The sequence below is a fragment of the Pseudomonas sp. 3A(2025) genome (genome assembly GCF_054589175.1).
In genome coordinates this window covers 133,739-151,286 of record NZ_BAAILM010000032.1, presented here as the reverse complement: position 1 = coordinate 151,286, position 17,548 = coordinate 133,739, and the positions used below count along the sequence as shown (strand labels likewise).

Below are 17,548 nucleotides of genomic sequence, written 5' to 3'. Positions count from 1 at the left end.
GGCGTCAGACGCCTTTGTAGTCAATACTCGTCATCAGTAGTAGCACTCTGGAAATTGCTTGATGAAAACAGCGACAAGGGTACAAGCCTCCGACCCTCGCAATGTGTTGCTGGCCAGACGCACCCTGTTTGCATTGCTGGGGCTGCTGGGGACGATTTCATTGATCATGGTCGCGGCGTTGCTGTTGATCGCCGTGCAGTTGAACCGCGATGCCAGCGCGCACAGTGAGCGCTTGATGCAAAAGCTCTGGCAGGCTACCCAACAGCGCCTTACCACTGTAGCGCTTGAAAATGCCCCTTGGGGCGATGCCTACCGTCATTTGCACCTGCAGGTCGACCGAAACTGGGCCTATACCCGCGATAACCTGGGGGCTTCACTGTTCAGCAGTTTCCATTTCGAAGGGGTATTCGTGATCGACCCTCGCGACAACACTGCTTATTCACTGGATCAGGGCGAGTTGACCGATGAATCGTTGCAGAACTGGCTAGGCAGCTTTCCGGCCAATCTGATCGAAGAGGCACGCACCGCCCATGATGATGAATATGTCGCCACGCAGATTCGCGAGCGTCAGGGCCAACCGGTCTTTCTCGTGGCTTCGCGGTTAAGTCCCGGTAACGATCCCAGCGTAGAAAAGACCACGGGCGTGCAGTCGGTACTGGTACTGGCATATCTGTTGAGTCCGCAAAAGCTGCGTACGCTGGGCAACAGCTATGAGCTCTGCGACTTGCGCGTGCCTGTAGCCCCTGACGACGCTGCCGGGCAGCCCCGGTTGCAGGCCGCCCCTTACTTGCTGTTGCGCTGGAATCCCGATCAACCCGGCTACCGCTTGCTGCGTGTACTGCTACCGCTGCTGTTGATATTGCTGGCTACATTGCTGTTCGTGGCCCGCCGCATCGCCCACCGCACCCTCAATACTGCCCGCCTGCTGGACAAGCAGTACGAGGTGATTCACAGCAGCCGCGCGGCACTGGCCAGTAGCGAAGCACGCTTTCGTAACGTAGCCGAAGCGGCCTCGGACTGGCTGTGGGAAACCGACCTGGATTTGCGCATCACCTACTTGTCGGAGCGGTTCAGCGATATCACCGGGCAACCCGCCGACGCCTGGCTGGGACAATGCCTGGACGACATGCTGCAATGCCAGGGCCAGGCACTGCGCGACTGGGTACGAGCGCAACACACAGCCACTGCCCGCTCGGTGATCCGCTGCACCCATTGCTCGCCCACCGGCGCGGTGTTGACCAGCCATATCGCGGTCAGGCCGATCCTGCGCGATGAACAGGTGATCGGTTACCAGGGCAGCGCCTCGGACATCACCCGCGAGGTGGCTGGCGAAGAGCGTTTGATGTACCTGTCGCGGCACGACACGCTTACCGGCCTGCCGAACCGCCTGCAACTGCGCGAATTTCTGATCGGCCAACTGGAACAACTGCCCCGCCGCCCGCAGCCACTGACCCTACTCAATCTGGACCTCGATCATTTCAAGCCGGTCAACGATATCTACGGCCACAGTGGCGGCGATTGCGTGCTGCGCGAATCGGCGCTGCGCATGGCGCGCTGCCTGCCGCCAGGCGGCCTGCTGGCACGCCAGGGCGGCGATGAATTCATTCTTGTCGCCCCTGCACTGGCGACCCTTGAAGACGTCGAGCAGCTGTGCAAGGCATTGATTGCCTGTATCAGTCAGCCGTTTATCGTCAACAATCAGGAAGTCGTTATTGGCCTGAGCATCGGCATCGCCCAGGCACCGGTCCATTCCCGCCAGCCCGAAGACCTGATCAGGTTTTCGGACCTGGCCCTGTATCAGGCCAAGAACGGCGGTCGCAATACCTGGCGCTCATACGATCCGGGCATGCTCCTGCACCTTGAGCAGCAACGCGAACTGGAGACCAGCCTGCGGGCGGCGCTGAGGGATGAACAATTCAGCCTGCACTACCAGCCCCGGCACGATGTGCACACGGGGCGCATCATTAGCGCCGAAGCACTGATTCGCTGGCAGCACCCGCAACGGGGCTTGTGCATGCCCGACCAGTTCATTGAGCTGGCCGAAGAAAACGGCATGATCGTGCCCATCAGTGACTGGGTATTGCATCGTGCCTGCAGCGATGCCGCACTATGGGGTGACGCGCTGCATGTGTCGGTCAATATCTCTGCCGTGGAGTTTCGTGCTCCGGGCCTGGTCGAGCGGATCCGCAATGCACTGACGGCGACCGGCCTGCCCAGTCACCGGCTGGAACTGGAACTGACCGAGCGGGTGGTCATCGAGGATGCCGCGTCAAGCCTGCAACTGATGTTTGCCCTCAAGGCACTGGGGGTGCGGCTATCGATGGACGATTTCGGCACGGGCTACTCGTCGTTGAGTTACCTGAAAGACTTCCCGTTCGACACCCTGAAAATCGACCGCAGTTTTATCCAGGAAATCGACAGCAGTGTGCAGGGCCGTTCTATCGTGCAAGCGATCATTGCATTGGGTCGTGCCCTGTCGATGACCATTACCGCCGAAGGTGTCGAAACCGAACAACAACTGCAACGCCTGGCCGCCTTCGGTTGCGACGAAGTCCAGGGCTATTACCTGAACAGGCCAATGCCACTGGCCCAACTGTTGGCAGCCCTTGCCACCAATAACGACCGGGTCGGGTCCTGAAATCGACGTTTTCCTTAATACACAGGGCGTTTTCAGGCTTGCACGGTACAGGCGCTTGCCGGATGCTTGTGTCACCCCGTCGAGGGCCAATCCTGTAAGTTCTCGCCTCTGGAGAGCACGATGAAAACCGTAGCCCAGTTACTTAAACTCAAGCCTGAACAGCATCGTCAAGTGCACACCATTGCCCCCGACGCCTTCGTGCTCGACGCTCTGCGGCTGATGGCCGACAAGAACATCGGTGCCCTGGCCGTGGCCGAGCATGGCAAGGTGGTCGGGGTACTCAGCGAGCGCGACTACGCGCGCAAGATGGTCTTGCAGGGCCGCTCCTCGGCCGGTACCCCGGTCAGCGCGATCATGAGCAGCAAGGTGATTACCGTCGACTCGACGCAAAACGTCGAAACGTGCATGAATATCATGACCGACCACCACTTGCGCCACCTGCCGGTGGTGGATGACGGCCAACTGCTGGGCCTGCTGTCGATCGGCGACCTGGTCAAGGAAGCCATCGCCGAGCAGGCCAGCCTGATTCAACAACTGGAACAGTACATTCGCGGCGAATGAGTCAAAGGCCGGCGCTGCCCGGCCTGATCGATCTAATCATCCAGCGCGGCAGGTGCGCCCTTGCCGGCCGCCTTCGGGGCCTTCTCGGCAGGCGCTTCGGGCGCAGCACTCACTGCCGGGGCAGCGGCTTCTTTCTCGCGCATGGGCATCTGGTCGATGGTGGCGAAGATTTCCTTGGGCTCAACCGTCTCTTTGTTGATTTTCACTTCGCCGTCCTTGCCGATCAGAACCACCCGGTTCCCGGCACCCACACCCGGATTGAAGTAGCGGATCAGCGCCATGGTGGTCTGGGTATCCAGAGCCTTGCCGTTGCGCTCACCGTTAAGGCCCTCCACTGTGTACAACACCATGTTGCGCTGGGCAAAGGCTTCGCGGTTGGCCGGTTCATCGAGGGCTTTCTTGAGTTTGGTCAGGGTCGGATCGGACGCCTTGGGCGCGATGATGAGCAAAGGCCGGGTCTTGCCGCGCTCCTGGGCCAGCGGCGTATCGCTGTCGGCGGCAAACACCGGCGCGGCCACCAACAACAGGGTGGCGAGGGTCAGGGACCGGATAGGCATGAGTAGCTCCTTGTAAATCCATGGGTTGGCATATGGCGAGGTTGATTCGCAATTCCCACGTGAATTTCTACCGCATCACGCCCTGATGGTATACCCCAAAATCCACCCTGCTTCCTGTGTGGTCGGTCAGGCCAGCAGTTGTTGCAGACCCTCAACGATCATTTGCGCCTCATCGGCAGCCAGGGTCAATGGCGGCAACAAACGAATGGTCCGGCCCCGGGTCACGTTAATCAGAAGCCCGTGCTGCCGGGCCGCCATCAAGGCCAGACCGGCAATCGGCTGGTGCAATTCAATGCCGATCATCAAGCCCCGCCCGCGTATGGCGGCAACGTGAGGGTGAGCGCCCAGTACCTGATTCAGACGTTCCAGCAGGTACTGTCCCTGCACCTGAGCATTGTTTACCAGTTGTTGCCGTTCGATGATCTCCAGCACGGTGCAGCCCACCCGACAGGCCAGCGGATTACCACCAAAGGTGCTGCCATGACTGCCGGGGGTAAACAGGCTGGCCGCCTTGCCCCGTGCCAGGCAAGCGCCGATCGGAATGCCATTGCCCAGGCCTTTGGCCAGGGTCATGACGTCCGGCACGATGCCTTCATGCTCAAAGGCAAACCAGCGACCGGTACGGCCCATGCCGGTCTGGATCTCGTCGAGCATCAACAGCCAGTCGCGCCGGCTGCACCGCTCGCGCAGGGCCTTGAGGTACCCGGCAGGCGCCACATGCACGCCGCTTTCGCCCTGAATCGGCTCGACCAGTACCGCCGCAATACGCGGGCCATGCTGGGCACACACCTGGTCGAAAGCGGCAAGATCACCGAACGGTACCCGCAGGATATCGCCCGGCAGCTGCGCAAAACCCAGACGCACCGCCGGCCCGTCACTGGCCGCCAGCGTGCCCAGGGTGCGGCCATGAAAGGCGTTGTCCATGACCACCACCAGCGGTTGCTCGATACCTTTGTGCCAGCCGTGCAGCCGGGCCAGCTTGAGTGCGGTTTCATTGGCCTCGGCACCGGAATTGCTGAAAAACGCCCGCTCCATGCCCGACAGCCGGGTCAGCTCGCGCGCCAGGCGTTGCTGCCAGTCAATGCTGTACAGATTGGAGGTGTGCAACAGCAGGCCGGCCTGCTCGCTGATCGCGGCCACCAGGGTCGGGTGGGCATGGCCGACGTTGGTCACCGCCACACCGGCCACTGCATCGAGGTACTCACGCCCGTCCTGATCCCACAGTCGGGTGCCCAGGCCACGCACGAAGCTCAGCGGCAACGGCTGGTAAGTGTTCATCAGGCAGGTGGCGGTCATGACATCAGGCTCCATGGTGTGACGGGGGATATTTGCAGTATCGTTAGCCACCTCTGATGGATAAACCCCGCAACACTTCTATCTTCTTAAAGTATGGATTGATAATGGACCTTTTTCAGGCGATGTCGGTGTACGTCAAGGTGGTCGAGTCCGGCAGCATGACCGCCGCCGCGCGCGAGTGTGCGATCTCCACGACCATGGTCGGCAATCACCTGCGCGCCCTGGAACAACGCCTGGGCGTCAGCCTGCTCAAACGCACCACCCGCCGCCAGCGGCTGACCGAGTTTGGCCAGGCCTATTACCAGCGCTGCCTGGAGGTACTGGGGCTGGTCGCCGACTCCGAACAACTGGCCGAGCAGGCTCTGGGCGAGCCGATCGGCACCTTGCGCATCACCGCGCCACTGACCTTCGGCTCCGAGCGCCTGGCGCCTGCGCTGTGCGAATTTTCCCGACGCTACCCGCAGATCAAGCTGGACGTGGTGCTGACCAACCAGCGCATGGACCTGCTCGACAACGGCTTCGATGTCGGCATTCGTATGGGCACCCTGCCGTCGTCGGCGCGACTGATCGCCCGACCGCTGCAGGATTACACGCTGACCATTTGTGCGGCGCCCGAGTACCTGGCGCGACGCTCGACGCCCCGGCACCCGGACGACCTGCAAACTCACGATTGCCTGTCATTTGCCTACCTGGCAGGCGATGACTGGAGCGCGACCGAAAAACACTGGCTGCTGGGCGGGCCTGAAGGCGAGGTAAAAGTGCCGGTTGCCGGTCCCTTGATCATGAACTCTTCGGCAGGCCTGTATCGGGCGGCCATAGCCGGCATGGGCATCGTCATGCTGCCCGATGCACTGGTCGAGCAGGACCTGCGCGAGGGCCGGCTGATCGCACTGCTGCCCGACTATCGCCTGCCCGGCCGGCCCATGCACCTGATCTACCCGCAAGATCGTTATCGCCTGCCCAAACTGCGCAGCTTTGTCGAGTATGCGGTGGGGCTGTGGGGGATTAATCCGTAGGCCATCTTGCAGATTGGCCATGCGCCGCATAAGGTGCGGCACACGCCGTAGACCGCAAGGACCGACATGATCAACATCCGCCCCATGACGCCCGACGACTTCGAACGCTTCTGGCCGACCTTCCAGGCCATCGTCCAGGCCCGGGAAACCTATGCCTACGACCCGGCACTTGACGCAGAACAGGCCCGTGAACTGTGGTTGAACCTGCCGTTGCACACGCTGATTGCCGAGCAAGACGGTGAACTGCTTGGCAGTTATTACCTCAAGGCCAATGCCGCCGGCCCCGGCAAGCATGTGTGCAACTGCGGTTATATGGTCACTGAGGCTGCCCGTGGGCGCGGCGTAGCGCGCCTGATGTGCGAGCACTCCCAGCAACTGGCGCGTGACAGCGGCTTTCTGGCCATGCAGTTCAACTCGGTGGTGTCCAGCAACAGCATCGCCGTGGCGCTGTGGAGCAAGCTGGGCTTCGAGACCGTCGGGCGCCTGCCGCGTGCCTACCGGCATGCGCGGCTCGGGCTGGTGGATTGCCTGGTGATGTTCAAGTGGCTGGCAGAAAAACCGCCAGTGGCGAGCGAACCGGCCTCCGGGCGAGCGTTGCTGATCGGGCGCAAGAATATCGAATCGGTGATCTCGCGCCCACGCAGGCGCTGATCGGCTATTACCCGGCTACTCCTTGACTTCGCTCAGCGCGAAGCGCTGCCCCTTGGTATCGCGCACTTCATTGCCAACGATCCAGGCAATGGTTTGCCCGTCGTGGTCGACCAGCCGCTGCGGATTGCCCAGGCTCAGGGTACCGATCTCGCCGCTCCAGTCGCGGCGCGGGTCGTGCTCAAGGTAGGCATAGACCTTGCGATCACGAATGCGCCACACCGGATACGGTTTGCGGCTGGCGCTCGGGATTACGTCATAGGTCAGTTTGGGATTGAAAAGAATGGCAGCAGTCATGACAAGCTCCAGGGGGTGGAGTGGCTGACTGCAGGTTGAAGCCACGGTATGAAGGCAGGATAGACCAGCCTTATGCCATTTTGTTGAAACCAGGCGACCAATAACACGCCGCCGACGCTGCACAGGCGTCGGCGGCGGATTGACGGTTAGCCGGCAGCCGCCTGGCGCTGCAACAGCACCTGCGATACCCGGCGCTCTTCGACGCCGACCACTTGCAGGCTCCAGCCCTCGTGGTCCAGACGATCCCCGATCACCGGCAGGCGATCCAGCAAGCTCATCACCATCCCGGCAAGGGTCTGATAATCCTCGGTGGGCCGCGCCTGAAAGCCGGTACGCTCGCGGATCAGGCTCAGGTTCAGCGCACCCGAGACAAGGAAATCCTCACCCTGCGCGACGATGCCGGGGCCGACCATTTCACTGGCGTCCGGCAGTTGGCCGGCAATCGACTCAAGAATGTCGGTCATGCTCAGGATACCGATGAAGTCACCGAATTCGTTGACCACAAAGGCAATGTGCGTCGACTCCTTGCGCATCTGTTCCAGCGCATTAAGGATGCTGAAATTCTCCAGCAGATTGATCGCCTTGCGCGACATGTGGGTCATGTCCGGCTCGTTGCCGGCCAGCAGCTCACGCAGCAGTTCCTTCTTGTGCACATAGCCCAGCGGTTCGTCGATACCGCCCTCACCCACCAGCGGCAAGCGCGACACGGACGAATGCATCAGCTTAAGACGGATCTTGTCGGCGTCATCCTTGAGGTCCAGATAGTCGACCTCGGCACGCGGCGTCATCACCGTACGGATTGGACGCTCGGCCAGTTGCAGCACACCACTGATCATCACCCGCTCGCGGCGATCGAACACCGCCGCTTCGCTGTCGGTGTCACCCAGCATGTCGCTGATTTCTTCGTCGACCTCGCCCTCTTCCAGCTTGCGCCCACCCAACAGACGCATCACCGCATGCGCTGCACGCTCACGACGTGGCAGGCTGCCATGCGCCGAGGCCTTGCGGCGTTTGCGCGCGATCTGGTTGAACAGCTCGATCAGGATCGAGAAGCCGATGGCCGCATACAGATAGCCCTTGGGAATATGGAAACCCAGGCCTTCGGCGGTCAGGCTGAAGCCGATCATCATCAGGAAGCCCAGACACAGCATGATCACCGTCGGGTGGCTGTTGACAAATTTGGTCAACGGCTTGCTGGCGACAATCATCAGGCCGATGGAAATGATCACCGCGATCATCATCACCGACAGGTGCTCAACCATGCCCACCGCCGTAATCACCGCATCCAGCGAGAACACCGCATCGAGTACGACGATCTGCGCCACGATAGGCCAGAACTGCGCATAGACGCCGGTGGCAGCGCGCTGGCTGACCTGGCCCTCCAGACGCTCATGCAACTCCATGGTGGCCTTGAACAGCAGGAACACACCACCGAACAGCATGATCAGGTCACGGCCCGAGAAGCTCTTGTCGAAGACCTCGAACAACGGCTCGGTCAGGGTCACCATCCAGGAAATGCTCGCCAGCAGGCCCAGGCGCATCAGCAATGCCAGGGTCAGGCCGATCACCCGTGCGCGGTCGCGCTGGTGTGGCGGCAATTTGTCGGCAAGGATGGCGATAAACACCAGGTTGTCGATACCCAATACCAGTTCCAGCACGATAAGGGTCAGCAGGCCGAGCCATGCCGTGGGGTCAGCAATCCATTCCATGTGTCAGTTCTTCTTGTCGGTAAAAAGGGCGGCAAACGTCAGCGCACGACGGCTAAAGGTCGGGCTTTGCTCAAGGCAGACAGATGAGAGGCTGAGCGGACGGCATCGGGGCATGCCTGAATCGGAACATTCGCTGGCGATCGAGCGAAATACCGGCAAACGCAAAGGGGGGCGTTTGCAACGATTGGGGGGCTCCTGGAGGGTGTTCATACAGTCCTGAAATCAATGACGGGATCAAATCCTACAATACGCGGTAACTTTTCTTAATCTGAAGAATTATTACAAGGATTGACGGAGATGCTTGGGAGGACAAGGCGATTCAGCGGGCGACGTGGCGATTTGCCGCAGCCCGATCAAGGACCAGTTGTCCGACAACCATGGATTAGCGCTGGCCTTTACCGTTTTTTTTGTTCTAAAATGTTGCAACAGCGACAAGCGCAGGCATCCATGCCTTCAGCGACTTGATCCACTTATAAAAAGAAAGCCCGTCCAAAAGACGGGCTTTTTTCGTTTTCGGCTTTTCCTTTTCATCACCTTGAGGCTCTCAACCATGCTGCGGTACGTTGTAATCCACCTGTTCCAATGGCTCAAACGCTTTTCCTCGGTACAGGATCCCCGCCACCACGCTGACAAGCAATACGCGCGCGACTTTACCCGCGAGCAAGAGCGTGCAGACAGCTGGAGCCTGACCACCATTCTGCTGGTCGGCGCTCTGGTCTGCTACAGCCTTGGCGGGCTGGGCTACTACGCCAAGACCCAGATCTGGGACACCATGACTGAAGTGCAGAAAGTACAAATGGCTCAGGCCATGATCGCCAGCTCACAGAACCTCTGAGCGCCGATGCGTGACACCCGACGGGGAAGCCAATGGCTTCCCCGTTTTCGTTTGCGCCCGGCAACGCGGTATCGTCTGCCTTACCGAGACCCTGCCGAGAACCGTCGATGCCGTCCGAACCCGTAAATCCCATTCCGCGTTACCGTTTGCGGCAGAAAATCCGCGACCGGATCGGCCTGGCCCTGGTGGCTTGCCTGTCGATGCTGGCCGGCATGACCGATGCGATCGGCTTCATGGCCACCGGTGATTTCGTCTCGTTCATGAGCGGTAACACCACCCGCCTGGCGGTGGCGATCGGTGAAGGCGATATAAGCGCTATCGGACGGCTGGCGCTGGCAATCGTCATCTTCATCCTCGGCAACGCACTGGGCATTCTGGTCGCCCGCCTGGGTGGCAGGCGCGCCCTGCCGCTGCTGCTGAGCATCAGCGCCTTGCTCTGTGGCGCCGCGCTGCTGCCGGCTCAAGCACAGTTGAGCGCACTGGTCTGCGCCATTCTGGCGATGGGCATGCTCAATGCCGCCGTCGAGCAAGTCAGCGGCATGGCCGTGGGCCTGACCTATGTGACCGGTGCGCTTTCGCGTTTCGGTCGTGGCCTGGGGCGCTGGCTGCTGGGCGAGCGCCGAACAGGCTGGGCCATGCAACTGGTGCCCTGGGCCGGCATGTTCGTCGGCGCGGTCGTAGGCGCGCTGCTCGAACATCGCCTGGGCATGGCGGCCTTGCTGGTCAGCGCGGCACTGGCCGGTGTGCTGGGGCTGCTGACGCTGGGAATTCCGGTGCGCTGGCAACGGTGTTACATGCCGCGTTGAGGGCAAAACCCACGGTTATCGTTACGTTTACTCATCTGCTGACACTCATTATCAGCCTTGTACACGTAGCCCACACATCCCCCGGCCACTTATGCTGGGCGCGACACAATGGACTGACGCTGGTAAGACAGATAAAGGATTATCGATGACTGAAGACGATGCGCAGCAACTGTTAAGAACATCAATTGGCAATACGAAAGCCTGCTTTCGACCCGGGCAATGGGAAGCCATTGACGCACTGGTCAATCGCCGCGAGAAACTTCTGGTGGTACAACGCACAGGGTGGGGCAAAAGCGCTGTCTACTTCATTGGCACCCGAATTCTTCGTGACCGCGGCCATGGCCTGACGCTTATCGTGTCACCGTTACTGGCCTTGATGCGCAACCAGATCGACGCCGCCAGACGTTTGAACATTCGGGCCGTTACGATCAACTCCACCAATGCAAAAAAATGGGAAGAGGTCAAACAAGCGATTCTGGCTGATCAAGTCGATTGCCTGCTGGTATCACCCGAGCGACTGGCTAACGACAGCTTCATCCAGAACGTTCTACAACCTGTCGCTGACCGTATTGGCCTGATGGTAATAGATGAAGCCCATTGTATTTCAGACTGGGGACACGATTTCCGACCGGACTATCGACGCATTATCAACATCATGCGTTTTCTCCCGGCCAACACCCCCATGCTGGGTACGACGGCGACGGCCAACGACCGTGTCATCAATGACATTCGTCATCAATTCGGCGACATCAAGATCCAGCGAGGTCCATTGATTCGCGAAAGTCTTGCGTTGCAGAACCTGAAACTCCCCGATCAGGCAACGCGCCTGGCCTGGCTGGCACACACCATCCCGCAATTATCGGGATCCGGCATTGTGTATGCACTGACACAGCGAGATGCCGAGCAGGTCGCCCGATGGCTACAGACTCACGCCATCACCGCTGCGGCTTACCATAGCGAGGTCATACACGGCGACTTTCCGGACAGTCATGCCTATCGCCAGTTTCTCGAAGATGCGCTCCTTCATAACCGGATCAAAGTGCTGGTTGCTACCAGCGCTTTAGGCATGGGTTACGACAAGCCTGATCTGGGCTTTGTCATTCACTATCAGGCACCGGGCTCGCTGGTTGATTATTACCAACAAGTCGGGCGGGCGGGACGGGCCATCGAGCATTCCGTAGGCATCTTGATGTCAGGGACAGAGGACTCACTGATCCATGGTTTTTTCCGCCGTTCGGCTTTCCCATCACCCGCACAGATTGATGACCTGCTAAACACCCTTGAACAGCATGAAGGACTATCACTCCGCGATCTTGAACAACACAGCAACCTGCCCAGCAGCCAGATCGAAAAGATCCTCAAGCTGCTCAGCGTGGAAAGTCCGGCACCCTTGATCAAGCTGGAAAACAAATGGCACCGCACGCCTATCCATTACCAACTTGATGGAGAGCGCGTAACCCGCCTGTCACAGATGCGCGAACAGGAGTGGGCACTGGTCAATGCCTATATGGATGAGCGCGGATGCCTGATGAGCTTTCTACGAAACAGGCTGGACGATCCACATCAAGAAGCGTGCGGAAAATGCGCAAACTGCCTCGCACGTGCATTGGTATCCCACTCGGTCGATGTAGAGCGGATACACGAAGCCGCAACATTTATGCGAAATGCCGAATTTCCAATCAAGCCCCGAAAACAGACCAGTGAGAACGCTTTCAACACCTACGCTTTCCCGTCTCGGTTGCCCAAACATTTACAGGCAGAAGAAGGCCGTGTCCTGTCCCGCTGGCGAGATGGCGGATGGGGTGCGATGGCGGCCGATGACAAGGAGCGTGGCCGCTTTGATGACCGGCTAGTCGAAGCGCTTGCGCAAATGATCAAGCAGCGCTGGCAGCCCAAACCGGCTCCTGCCTGGTTATGCTGCGTTGCCTCCTTGACTCACCCGGAACTGGTTCCCGACTACGCGCGCAGGCTGGCCGAGGCGTTGGGCATTCCATTTATCGACTGTATAAGCAAAGTCGCCGTCAACCTGCCGCAAAAATTTCAAAGCAACAGTTTTCATCAGTGCCGCAATCTGGACGGTGTCTTCGCCATCAATCAAACGATCCCTTGCGGTCCAGTGTTGCTGGTCGATGACATGATCGATTCAGGCTGGACATTGACGGTCATCGCGGTACTGTTGCGCATTGCCGGCAGTGGTCCGGTCTATCCGGTTGCGATCTCCTCCACGGCAAGCAAGCAATGACCAACACCCATACTCAGTCCATTCTCCTGTTGACCTCGCATTTTTCCAGGCCCGAGAAAGACAGTATCAAACCCCTTACTCCCTCGGAATGGGGACGTTTTGCGCAATGGCTCAACGAGCAGGGCAATACCCCTTCAGACCTGATCACGAATGATCCGCGAACGGTTTTACAAGGCTGGACTGACTCCAGGATTGCGCTTGAGCGTATCGAACAGCTCCTGAACCGTGGCCATTCTCTGGCACTTGCACTGGAGAAGTGGAGCCGGGCCGGTATCTGGGTCCTGACCCGCTCGGATGCCAGCTATCCAAGACTGCTCAAACACCATTTACGCACCGACGCACCACCTGTTCTCTACGGCTGTGGCAACAAGGAGCTATTGAATCGTCAAGGGGTGAGCGTCGTGGGTTCCAGAAATGCCAGCGAAAACGAACTGGATGACGCTTGTTTACTTGGCCAGCGCATTGTTGAAGCGGGCTACAGTGTCGTTTCCGGGGGCGCAAAAGGGGTTGACGAAACAACAATGCTCGGCGGTCTGAGCCATGGCGGCACTGTAGTCGGCATCCTTGCAGACAGCCTGTTGCGAGCAGCTACAACCTCAAAATGGCGACAAGGGTTGATGAATGGCAACCTTGTTCTGGTGTCGCCGTTTTATCCGGAGGCTGGTTTTAATAAAGGCAATGCAATGGCTCGCAACAAGTATATTTACTGCCTGAGCCAGGCAGCTCTGGTCGTACACTCTGGTGTATCGGGAGGTACGTGGAGCGGTGCGCTGGAAAACCTGAAAAAAGACTGGGTGCCCTTATGGGTGAAGCAGACCGAAGACTCACACGCCGGCAATCCTGCTTTGGTCGCTCAGGGTGGAAAGTGGCTGAAAGAGACCCCTGACCTGCTGGACATCGGAACATTACTGTCGCCGCAGGCCGTCAGAGAGCCATCAGTAGGCCAATACTCCGTGGAGCCTGCTGCATTGCCGAGCGGGTTGAGCTTTTATCAGTTGTTTCTGGAAAAAATGCAGCAACTCGATCAGCCAGTCACCGCGCAGCAGTTGACTGCACAGTGGGCGCTTCCAGAAGAACTCGTGAATGCCTGGCTCAAGCAATCCATGGATGAAGGCCGGGTAAATAGACTCACGAACCCTGTGCGCTATCAATGGGGCGCTCCAGAACAACCGGAACTGAACCTGCACGCCTGAGGGCAAAAATCCGTTTACCATACGCGTCCGATTATTTATGACCGCTGCCATGACCCCGCAATCGCTCGCCACCCTGCAACAGCACCTGCTCACCGCCCTGGACCCGGCCCCGGCCGAAACCCGTCGCCTGTTTCACGGCCGTGGCCGGGTATGGCCGGGGCTTGAGCACATTACGGTGGACTGGATGCAAGGCGTGGTACTGGTCGCCTTGTTTCGCCAGCCCGCTGAAGACGAACTGGCCGCCCTCAAGCAGCTGTTGCTCGACCTGACCCGCTCGACGCCATGGCAGACCAGCCAGGCGCAGGCCTTGCTGTTGCAGCATCGCTACCTGCCGCAAAGCACCACCGAATGGCTGGTCGGCGAGCACTTCGACAACCGGGTCATCAGCGAAAGTGGCCTGCGCTACAAGCTCGACTTTGGCCGCAACCAGAACACCGGGCTGTTTCTGGACATGCGCTATGGCCGCGACTGGGTACGCGCCCAGGCTCAAGACAAGCGCGTACTCAACCTGTTTGCCTACACCTGCGGCTTTTCCGTAGCCGCCGTGGCCGGTGGCGCCGAGCATGTGGTCAACCTCGACATGGCCAAGGCGGCATTGAATCGCGGTCGCGAGAACCACAAGCTCAACGACCATGACCGCAACCGCGCCAGCTTTCTGGGCCACGACCTGTTCAACTCGTGGGGCAAGGTCACCCGCAGCGGCCCGTACGACCTGATCATCATCGACCCGCCGTCGTTCCAGAAAGGCAGCTTTGTGCTGGACAAGGATTACCAGCGGGTACTGCGTCGCCTGCCACAATTGCTTGAACCGGGCGGCAGTGTGCTGGCGTGCATGAACGATCCGGCCATCGGCCAGGACTTTCTGCTCGAGCAAATGGCCCGGGAGGCGCCGCAGTTGCAGTTTGTCGAACGGCTGGAAAACCCGCCGGAATTTCCCGATGCCAGTGCCGAAGGTGGCTTGAAGGCGCTGGTGTTTACCCTTGCCCCGTAAGCACAGCGCCTGGCGCTCGACCGGCACGATCAGAAAGCTGAAAACTGCCTCCAACTCTCACCGGCACGCGTAGTCACACCTTGATAGCAAGGCTGACGAGGATCCCGGAATGAGTTTCATGCTGTGTATGGCGGTATTGGGCGTCTTGCTGATGCTGCTGGCGCTGACGTCGTCGTGGCTGCGCTGGCTGCCGGTGACGACCTCGGCGGTTTGCCTGCTGTTTGGCTTTGCCATCGGCCCGCTGGGTTTTCAGCTATTGAGCCTGGACATCGAGCAGTCCAAGGAATGGCTGGAGCGCCTGACCGAGGTGGCAGTACTGTTTTCGCTGTTCAACACCGGCATCAAACTGCGCATGCCGCTGCGTGACAAGGCCTGGCATTCGGCTTACTGGCTGGCGGGGCCGGTGATGGTAGCGAGCATTGTCGGCCTGGCGCTGGTAGCGCATTACTTGCTGGCGTTGTCGTGGAGTTTGTCGATTCTGCTCGGCGCGGTGCTGTCGCCCACCGACCCGGTGCTGGCCAGCCTGGTGCAAGTCAACGATGCGCAGGATCAGGATCGCCTGCGCTTCGGCCTGTCCGGCGAGGCCGGGCTTAATGACGGCACCGCCTTTCCATTTGTCTTGTTTGCTCTGATGTTGATTACTCAAGGCGGACCGATTCAGGACTGGGTCGGCGACTGGGCGCTCAAGCATTTGCTGTGGGGCGTGCCGGCCGGCCTGCTGATCGGCTATTTCATGGGTCGTGGCGTCGGCCATCTGATGATTTACCTGCGCGTCCGGCATGCCGACAGCACCACCTCACCCAATGACTTTCTGGCCCTGGCGCTGATTGCCCTGGCCTACGTCGTCGCCCAGAGCCTGGAAGCCTTTGGCTTTCTGGCGGTGTTTGCCGCCGGCGTCGGCTTGCGCCGGGCCGAGGCGCGCATCACCCATTCTGAAGTGCCTGCCGAGCATATCGCCAAGCCTGTTCTGGCGCACAAGCACGTAGCGCCCGCTGAAGCCACGATGGCCCGGCCCGAAGAACTGAGCGACCCGCAACTGGCCGCCGGGGTGATGATGGGCGACATGCTGGTGTTCGGCAGCCTGGTCGAGCGGGCCATGGAAGTGCTGCTGATTACCCTGCTCGGTGCCTCGCTGGCGCTGTATTGGGACTGGCGGGCCATTGCGCTGGGGCTGGCACTGTTTTTTGTCATTCGTCCGCTCAGTGTCTGGCTGCTGGTCAGCCGCAAGCTGCTGGCCCCCCGGCAAAAGCTGCTGGTGGGCTGGTTCGGCATTCGTGGCATCGGCAGCCTCTATTACCTGTGTTACGCCCTGGCGCACGGACTTGAGCCGCAAGTGGCACACAGCATCACCGGCTTGACCTTGTCGGTGGTCGGCATGAGCATTTTATTGCACGGCATCAGCACTCAGCCGTTGCTTGACCGTTATGAGCGCAGCCTGCGATGAGTCCTGCCAGTGGCCATCATCAACCCGGTCGATCATGCTATTGTCACAAGCGATTGGACGGTGACAGGGTCAGGACTCAAGCTGGCGCCTGTCATGATTTGCGAGGGTGTAATGGCTGATTCTGTCTTGCTCGACCGCTTTGCACGCAAGGTCGACTATTTGCGCCTGTCGGTGACTGATCGCTGCGATTTTCGCTGCGTGTATTGCATGGCCGAAGATATGACGTTTCTGCCGCGCCAGCAAATTCTGAGCCTGGAAGAAATTCTCGCCGTGGCACAAAGCTTTGTGGCGCTGGGCACACGCAAGATTCGTCTGACCGGCGGCGAGCCGTTGGTCCGTCAGGGTATCGTCGGTTTGTGCAAGCGCATCGCCGCCCTGCCCGGCCTGCGCGAGCTGTGCATGACCACCAATGGCTCGCAACTGGGCAAACTGGCCGTGCCATTGTTCGAAGCCGGGGTCAAGCGCCTGAACATCAGCCTCGACAGCCTGGACCCGCAGCGCTTTCATGAATTGACCCGCACCGGCCACCTGCAACAGGTGATCGAAGGCATCGATGCGGCCAATGATGCAGGCTTTGTGCATACCAAGCTCAACTGCGTGGTCATGCAGGGGCGTAACGATCATGAGATCAACGACCTGGTGGCTTTTGCCATCGAGCGCCGGCTGGATATCACCTTCATTGAAGAGATGCCCCTGGGGCTGATCAGCGAGCACAGCCGCAAAGAGTCATTCTTTTCCAGCGACCAGGTACGCGAGCGGATTGCCGAACGCTACGACCTGCTGCCCTCCACCGATTCGACTCAAGGCCCGTCGCGCTACTGGCGCGTGGCCGATGCACCGCACAGCCGCATCGGTTTCATTTCGCCGCACAGCCATAACTTTTGCGCCACCTGCAATCGGGTGCGAATGACGGTCGAAGGCCGCCTGCTGCTGTGTCTGGGCAACGAGCACTCGGCCGACCTGAAAGCAGTGCTGCGCGCCAATCCGGACCAGCCAAAAGCCCTGGAAGACGCGATTATCAAGGCCATGCAGCTCAAGCCCTGGAGCCATGACTTCCGCATCGATGATGACGTGCAAGTGGTGCGGTTCATGAACATGACCGGCGGCTGATACTGCACAAACGCTAGAAACGCAAAAGCCAGCAGAGTGGTCCAGACCTACTTAAAGATCACTGCGGCGCCACCTGCTGGCTCTTGGGCAAGAAATTTAGCGTAACCAGCGCGGCTTGTAAAATCGACGCAACAGATTATTTCCAAATAAAAAACCCGGCGCCCATGCTTTTTACGGCATGGGTGTCGGGTTTCAGGGTGCGGTT

General features: G+C 59.7%; 15 protein-coding genes. 11 read left to right on the top strand and 4 right to left on the bottom strand.

Annotation, left to right across the window (positions count from 1 at the left end):
• Positions 1–61 precede the first annotated feature (61 nt).
• Positions 62–2,638: a bifunctional diguanylate cyclase/phosphodiesterase gene (locus tag ACYP2A_RS12915; protein ID WP_459745436.1), complete on the top strand. Its 2,577-nt coding sequence runs from the start codon at positions 62–64 to the stop codon at positions 2,636–2,638.
• Between the two features lie 120 nt (positions 2,639–2,758).
• On the top strand, positions 2,759–3,199 hold the full coding sequence (locus ACYP2A_RS12910) for a CBS domain-containing protein (protein WP_459745434.1): 441 nt from the start codon (positions 2,759–2,761) through the stop codon (positions 3,197–3,199).
• Between the two features lie 32 nt (positions 3,200–3,231).
• Here the strand turns inward: ACYP2A_RS12910 and ACYP2A_RS12905 are convergent, their stop codons facing one another.
• Both ACYP2A_RS12905 and ACYP2A_RS12900 read right to left on the bottom strand, forming a co-directional pair.
• Positions 3,232–3,756, bottom strand: a complete 525-nt coding sequence (locus ACYP2A_RS12905; protein WP_459745433.1) for a DUF4174 domain-containing protein — start codon at positions 3,754–3,756, stop codon at positions 3,232–3,234.
• Positions 3,757–3,882: 126 nt separating this feature from the next.
• Entirely contained in the window at positions 3,883–5,052 is a 1,170-nt protein-coding gene (locus ACYP2A_RS12900) for an acetylornithine transaminase (RefSeq protein WP_459745431.1), read from the bottom strand.
• Between the two features lie 104 nt (positions 5,053–5,156).
• Here ACYP2A_RS12900 and ACYP2A_RS12895 point away from each other — a divergent pair, with 104 nt between their 5' ends.
• Both ACYP2A_RS12895 and ACYP2A_RS12890 read left to right on the top strand, forming a co-directional pair.
• Positions 5,157–6,068, top strand: coding sequence for a LysR family transcriptional regulator (locus ACYP2A_RS12895; RefSeq protein ID WP_459745430.1), 912 nt, complete (start codon positions 5,157–5,159; stop codon positions 6,066–6,068).
• 66 nt (positions 6,069–6,134) lie between these two features.
• Positions 6,135–6,719, top strand: coding sequence for an N-acetyltransferase family protein (locus tag ACYP2A_RS12890; RefSeq protein WP_459745429.1), 585 nt, complete (start codon positions 6,135–6,137; stop codon positions 6,717–6,719).
• Between the two features lie 15 nt (positions 6,720–6,734).
• Here ACYP2A_RS12890 and ACYP2A_RS12885 read toward each other — a convergent pair whose 3' ends face one another.
• Together ACYP2A_RS12885 and ACYP2A_RS12880 are read right to left on the bottom strand one after the other, a co-directional pair.
• Positions 6,735–7,013, bottom strand: a complete 279-nt coding sequence (locus ACYP2A_RS12885; protein WP_459745427.1) for a hypothetical protein — start codon at positions 7,011–7,013, stop codon at positions 6,735–6,737.
• Positions 7,014–7,159: 146 nt separating this feature from the next.
• Positions 7,160–8,722: a TerC family protein gene (locus ACYP2A_RS12880; RefSeq protein ID WP_459745426.1), complete on the bottom strand. Its 1,563-nt coding sequence runs from the start codon at positions 8,720–8,722 to the stop codon at positions 7,160–7,162.
• Positions 8,723–9,272: 550 nt separating this feature from the next.
• Here ACYP2A_RS12880 and ACYP2A_RS12875 point away from each other — a divergent pair.
• The 7 genes from ACYP2A_RS12875 (at position 9,273) to moaA (ending at position 17,343) form a co-directional block, all read left to right on the top strand.
• Positions 9,273–9,557, top strand: coding sequence for a hypothetical protein (locus tag ACYP2A_RS12875; protein WP_459745424.1), 285 nt, complete (start codon positions 9,273–9,275; stop codon positions 9,555–9,557).
• Positions 9,558–9,664: 107 nt separating this feature from the next.
• Positions 9,665–10,363 (top strand): YoaK family protein, encoded by a 699-nt coding sequence (locus ACYP2A_RS12870; protein ID WP_459745423.1) that lies wholly within the window; start codon positions 9,665–9,667, stop codon positions 10,361–10,363.
• 145 nt (positions 10,364–10,508) lie between these two features.
• Complete coding sequence (locus ACYP2A_RS12865; protein ID WP_459745421.1) at positions 10,509–12,605, top strand: RecQ family ATP-dependent DNA helicase; 2,097 nt, start codon at positions 10,509–10,511, stop codon at positions 12,603–12,605.
• A complete protein-coding gene (locus ACYP2A_RS12860; protein ID WP_459745420.1) occupies positions 12,602–13,798 on the top strand; it encodes a DNA-processing protein DprA in 1,197 nt (398 codons plus the stop codon). Before ACYP2A_RS12865 ends, ACYP2A_RS12860 begins: the two co-directional genes overlap by 4 nt.
• A gap of 49 nt (positions 13,799–13,847) precedes the next feature.
• On the top strand, positions 13,848–14,789 hold the full coding sequence (locus ACYP2A_RS12855) for a class I SAM-dependent methyltransferase (protein WP_459745418.1): 942 nt from the start codon (positions 13,848–13,850) through the stop codon (positions 14,787–14,789).
• Positions 14,790–14,898: 109 nt separating this feature from the next.
• The gene (locus ACYP2A_RS12850; RefSeq protein WP_459745416.1) at positions 14,899–16,233 is read left to right on the top strand and encodes a cation:proton antiporter; all 1,335 of its coding nucleotides are present in this window, start codon (positions 14,899–14,901) and stop codon (positions 16,231–16,233) included.
• Positions 16,234–16,344: 111 nt separating this feature from the next.
• Positions 16,345–17,343 carry a GTP 3',8-cyclase MoaA gene (gene moaA, locus ACYP2A_RS12845; protein ID WP_459745414.1) on the top strand — a complete coding sequence of 333 codons (999 nt, stop codon included), beginning with the start codon at positions 16,345–16,347 and terminating at the stop codon, positions 17,341–17,343.
• The last annotated feature ends 205 nt before the right edge of the window (positions 17,344–17,548 follow it).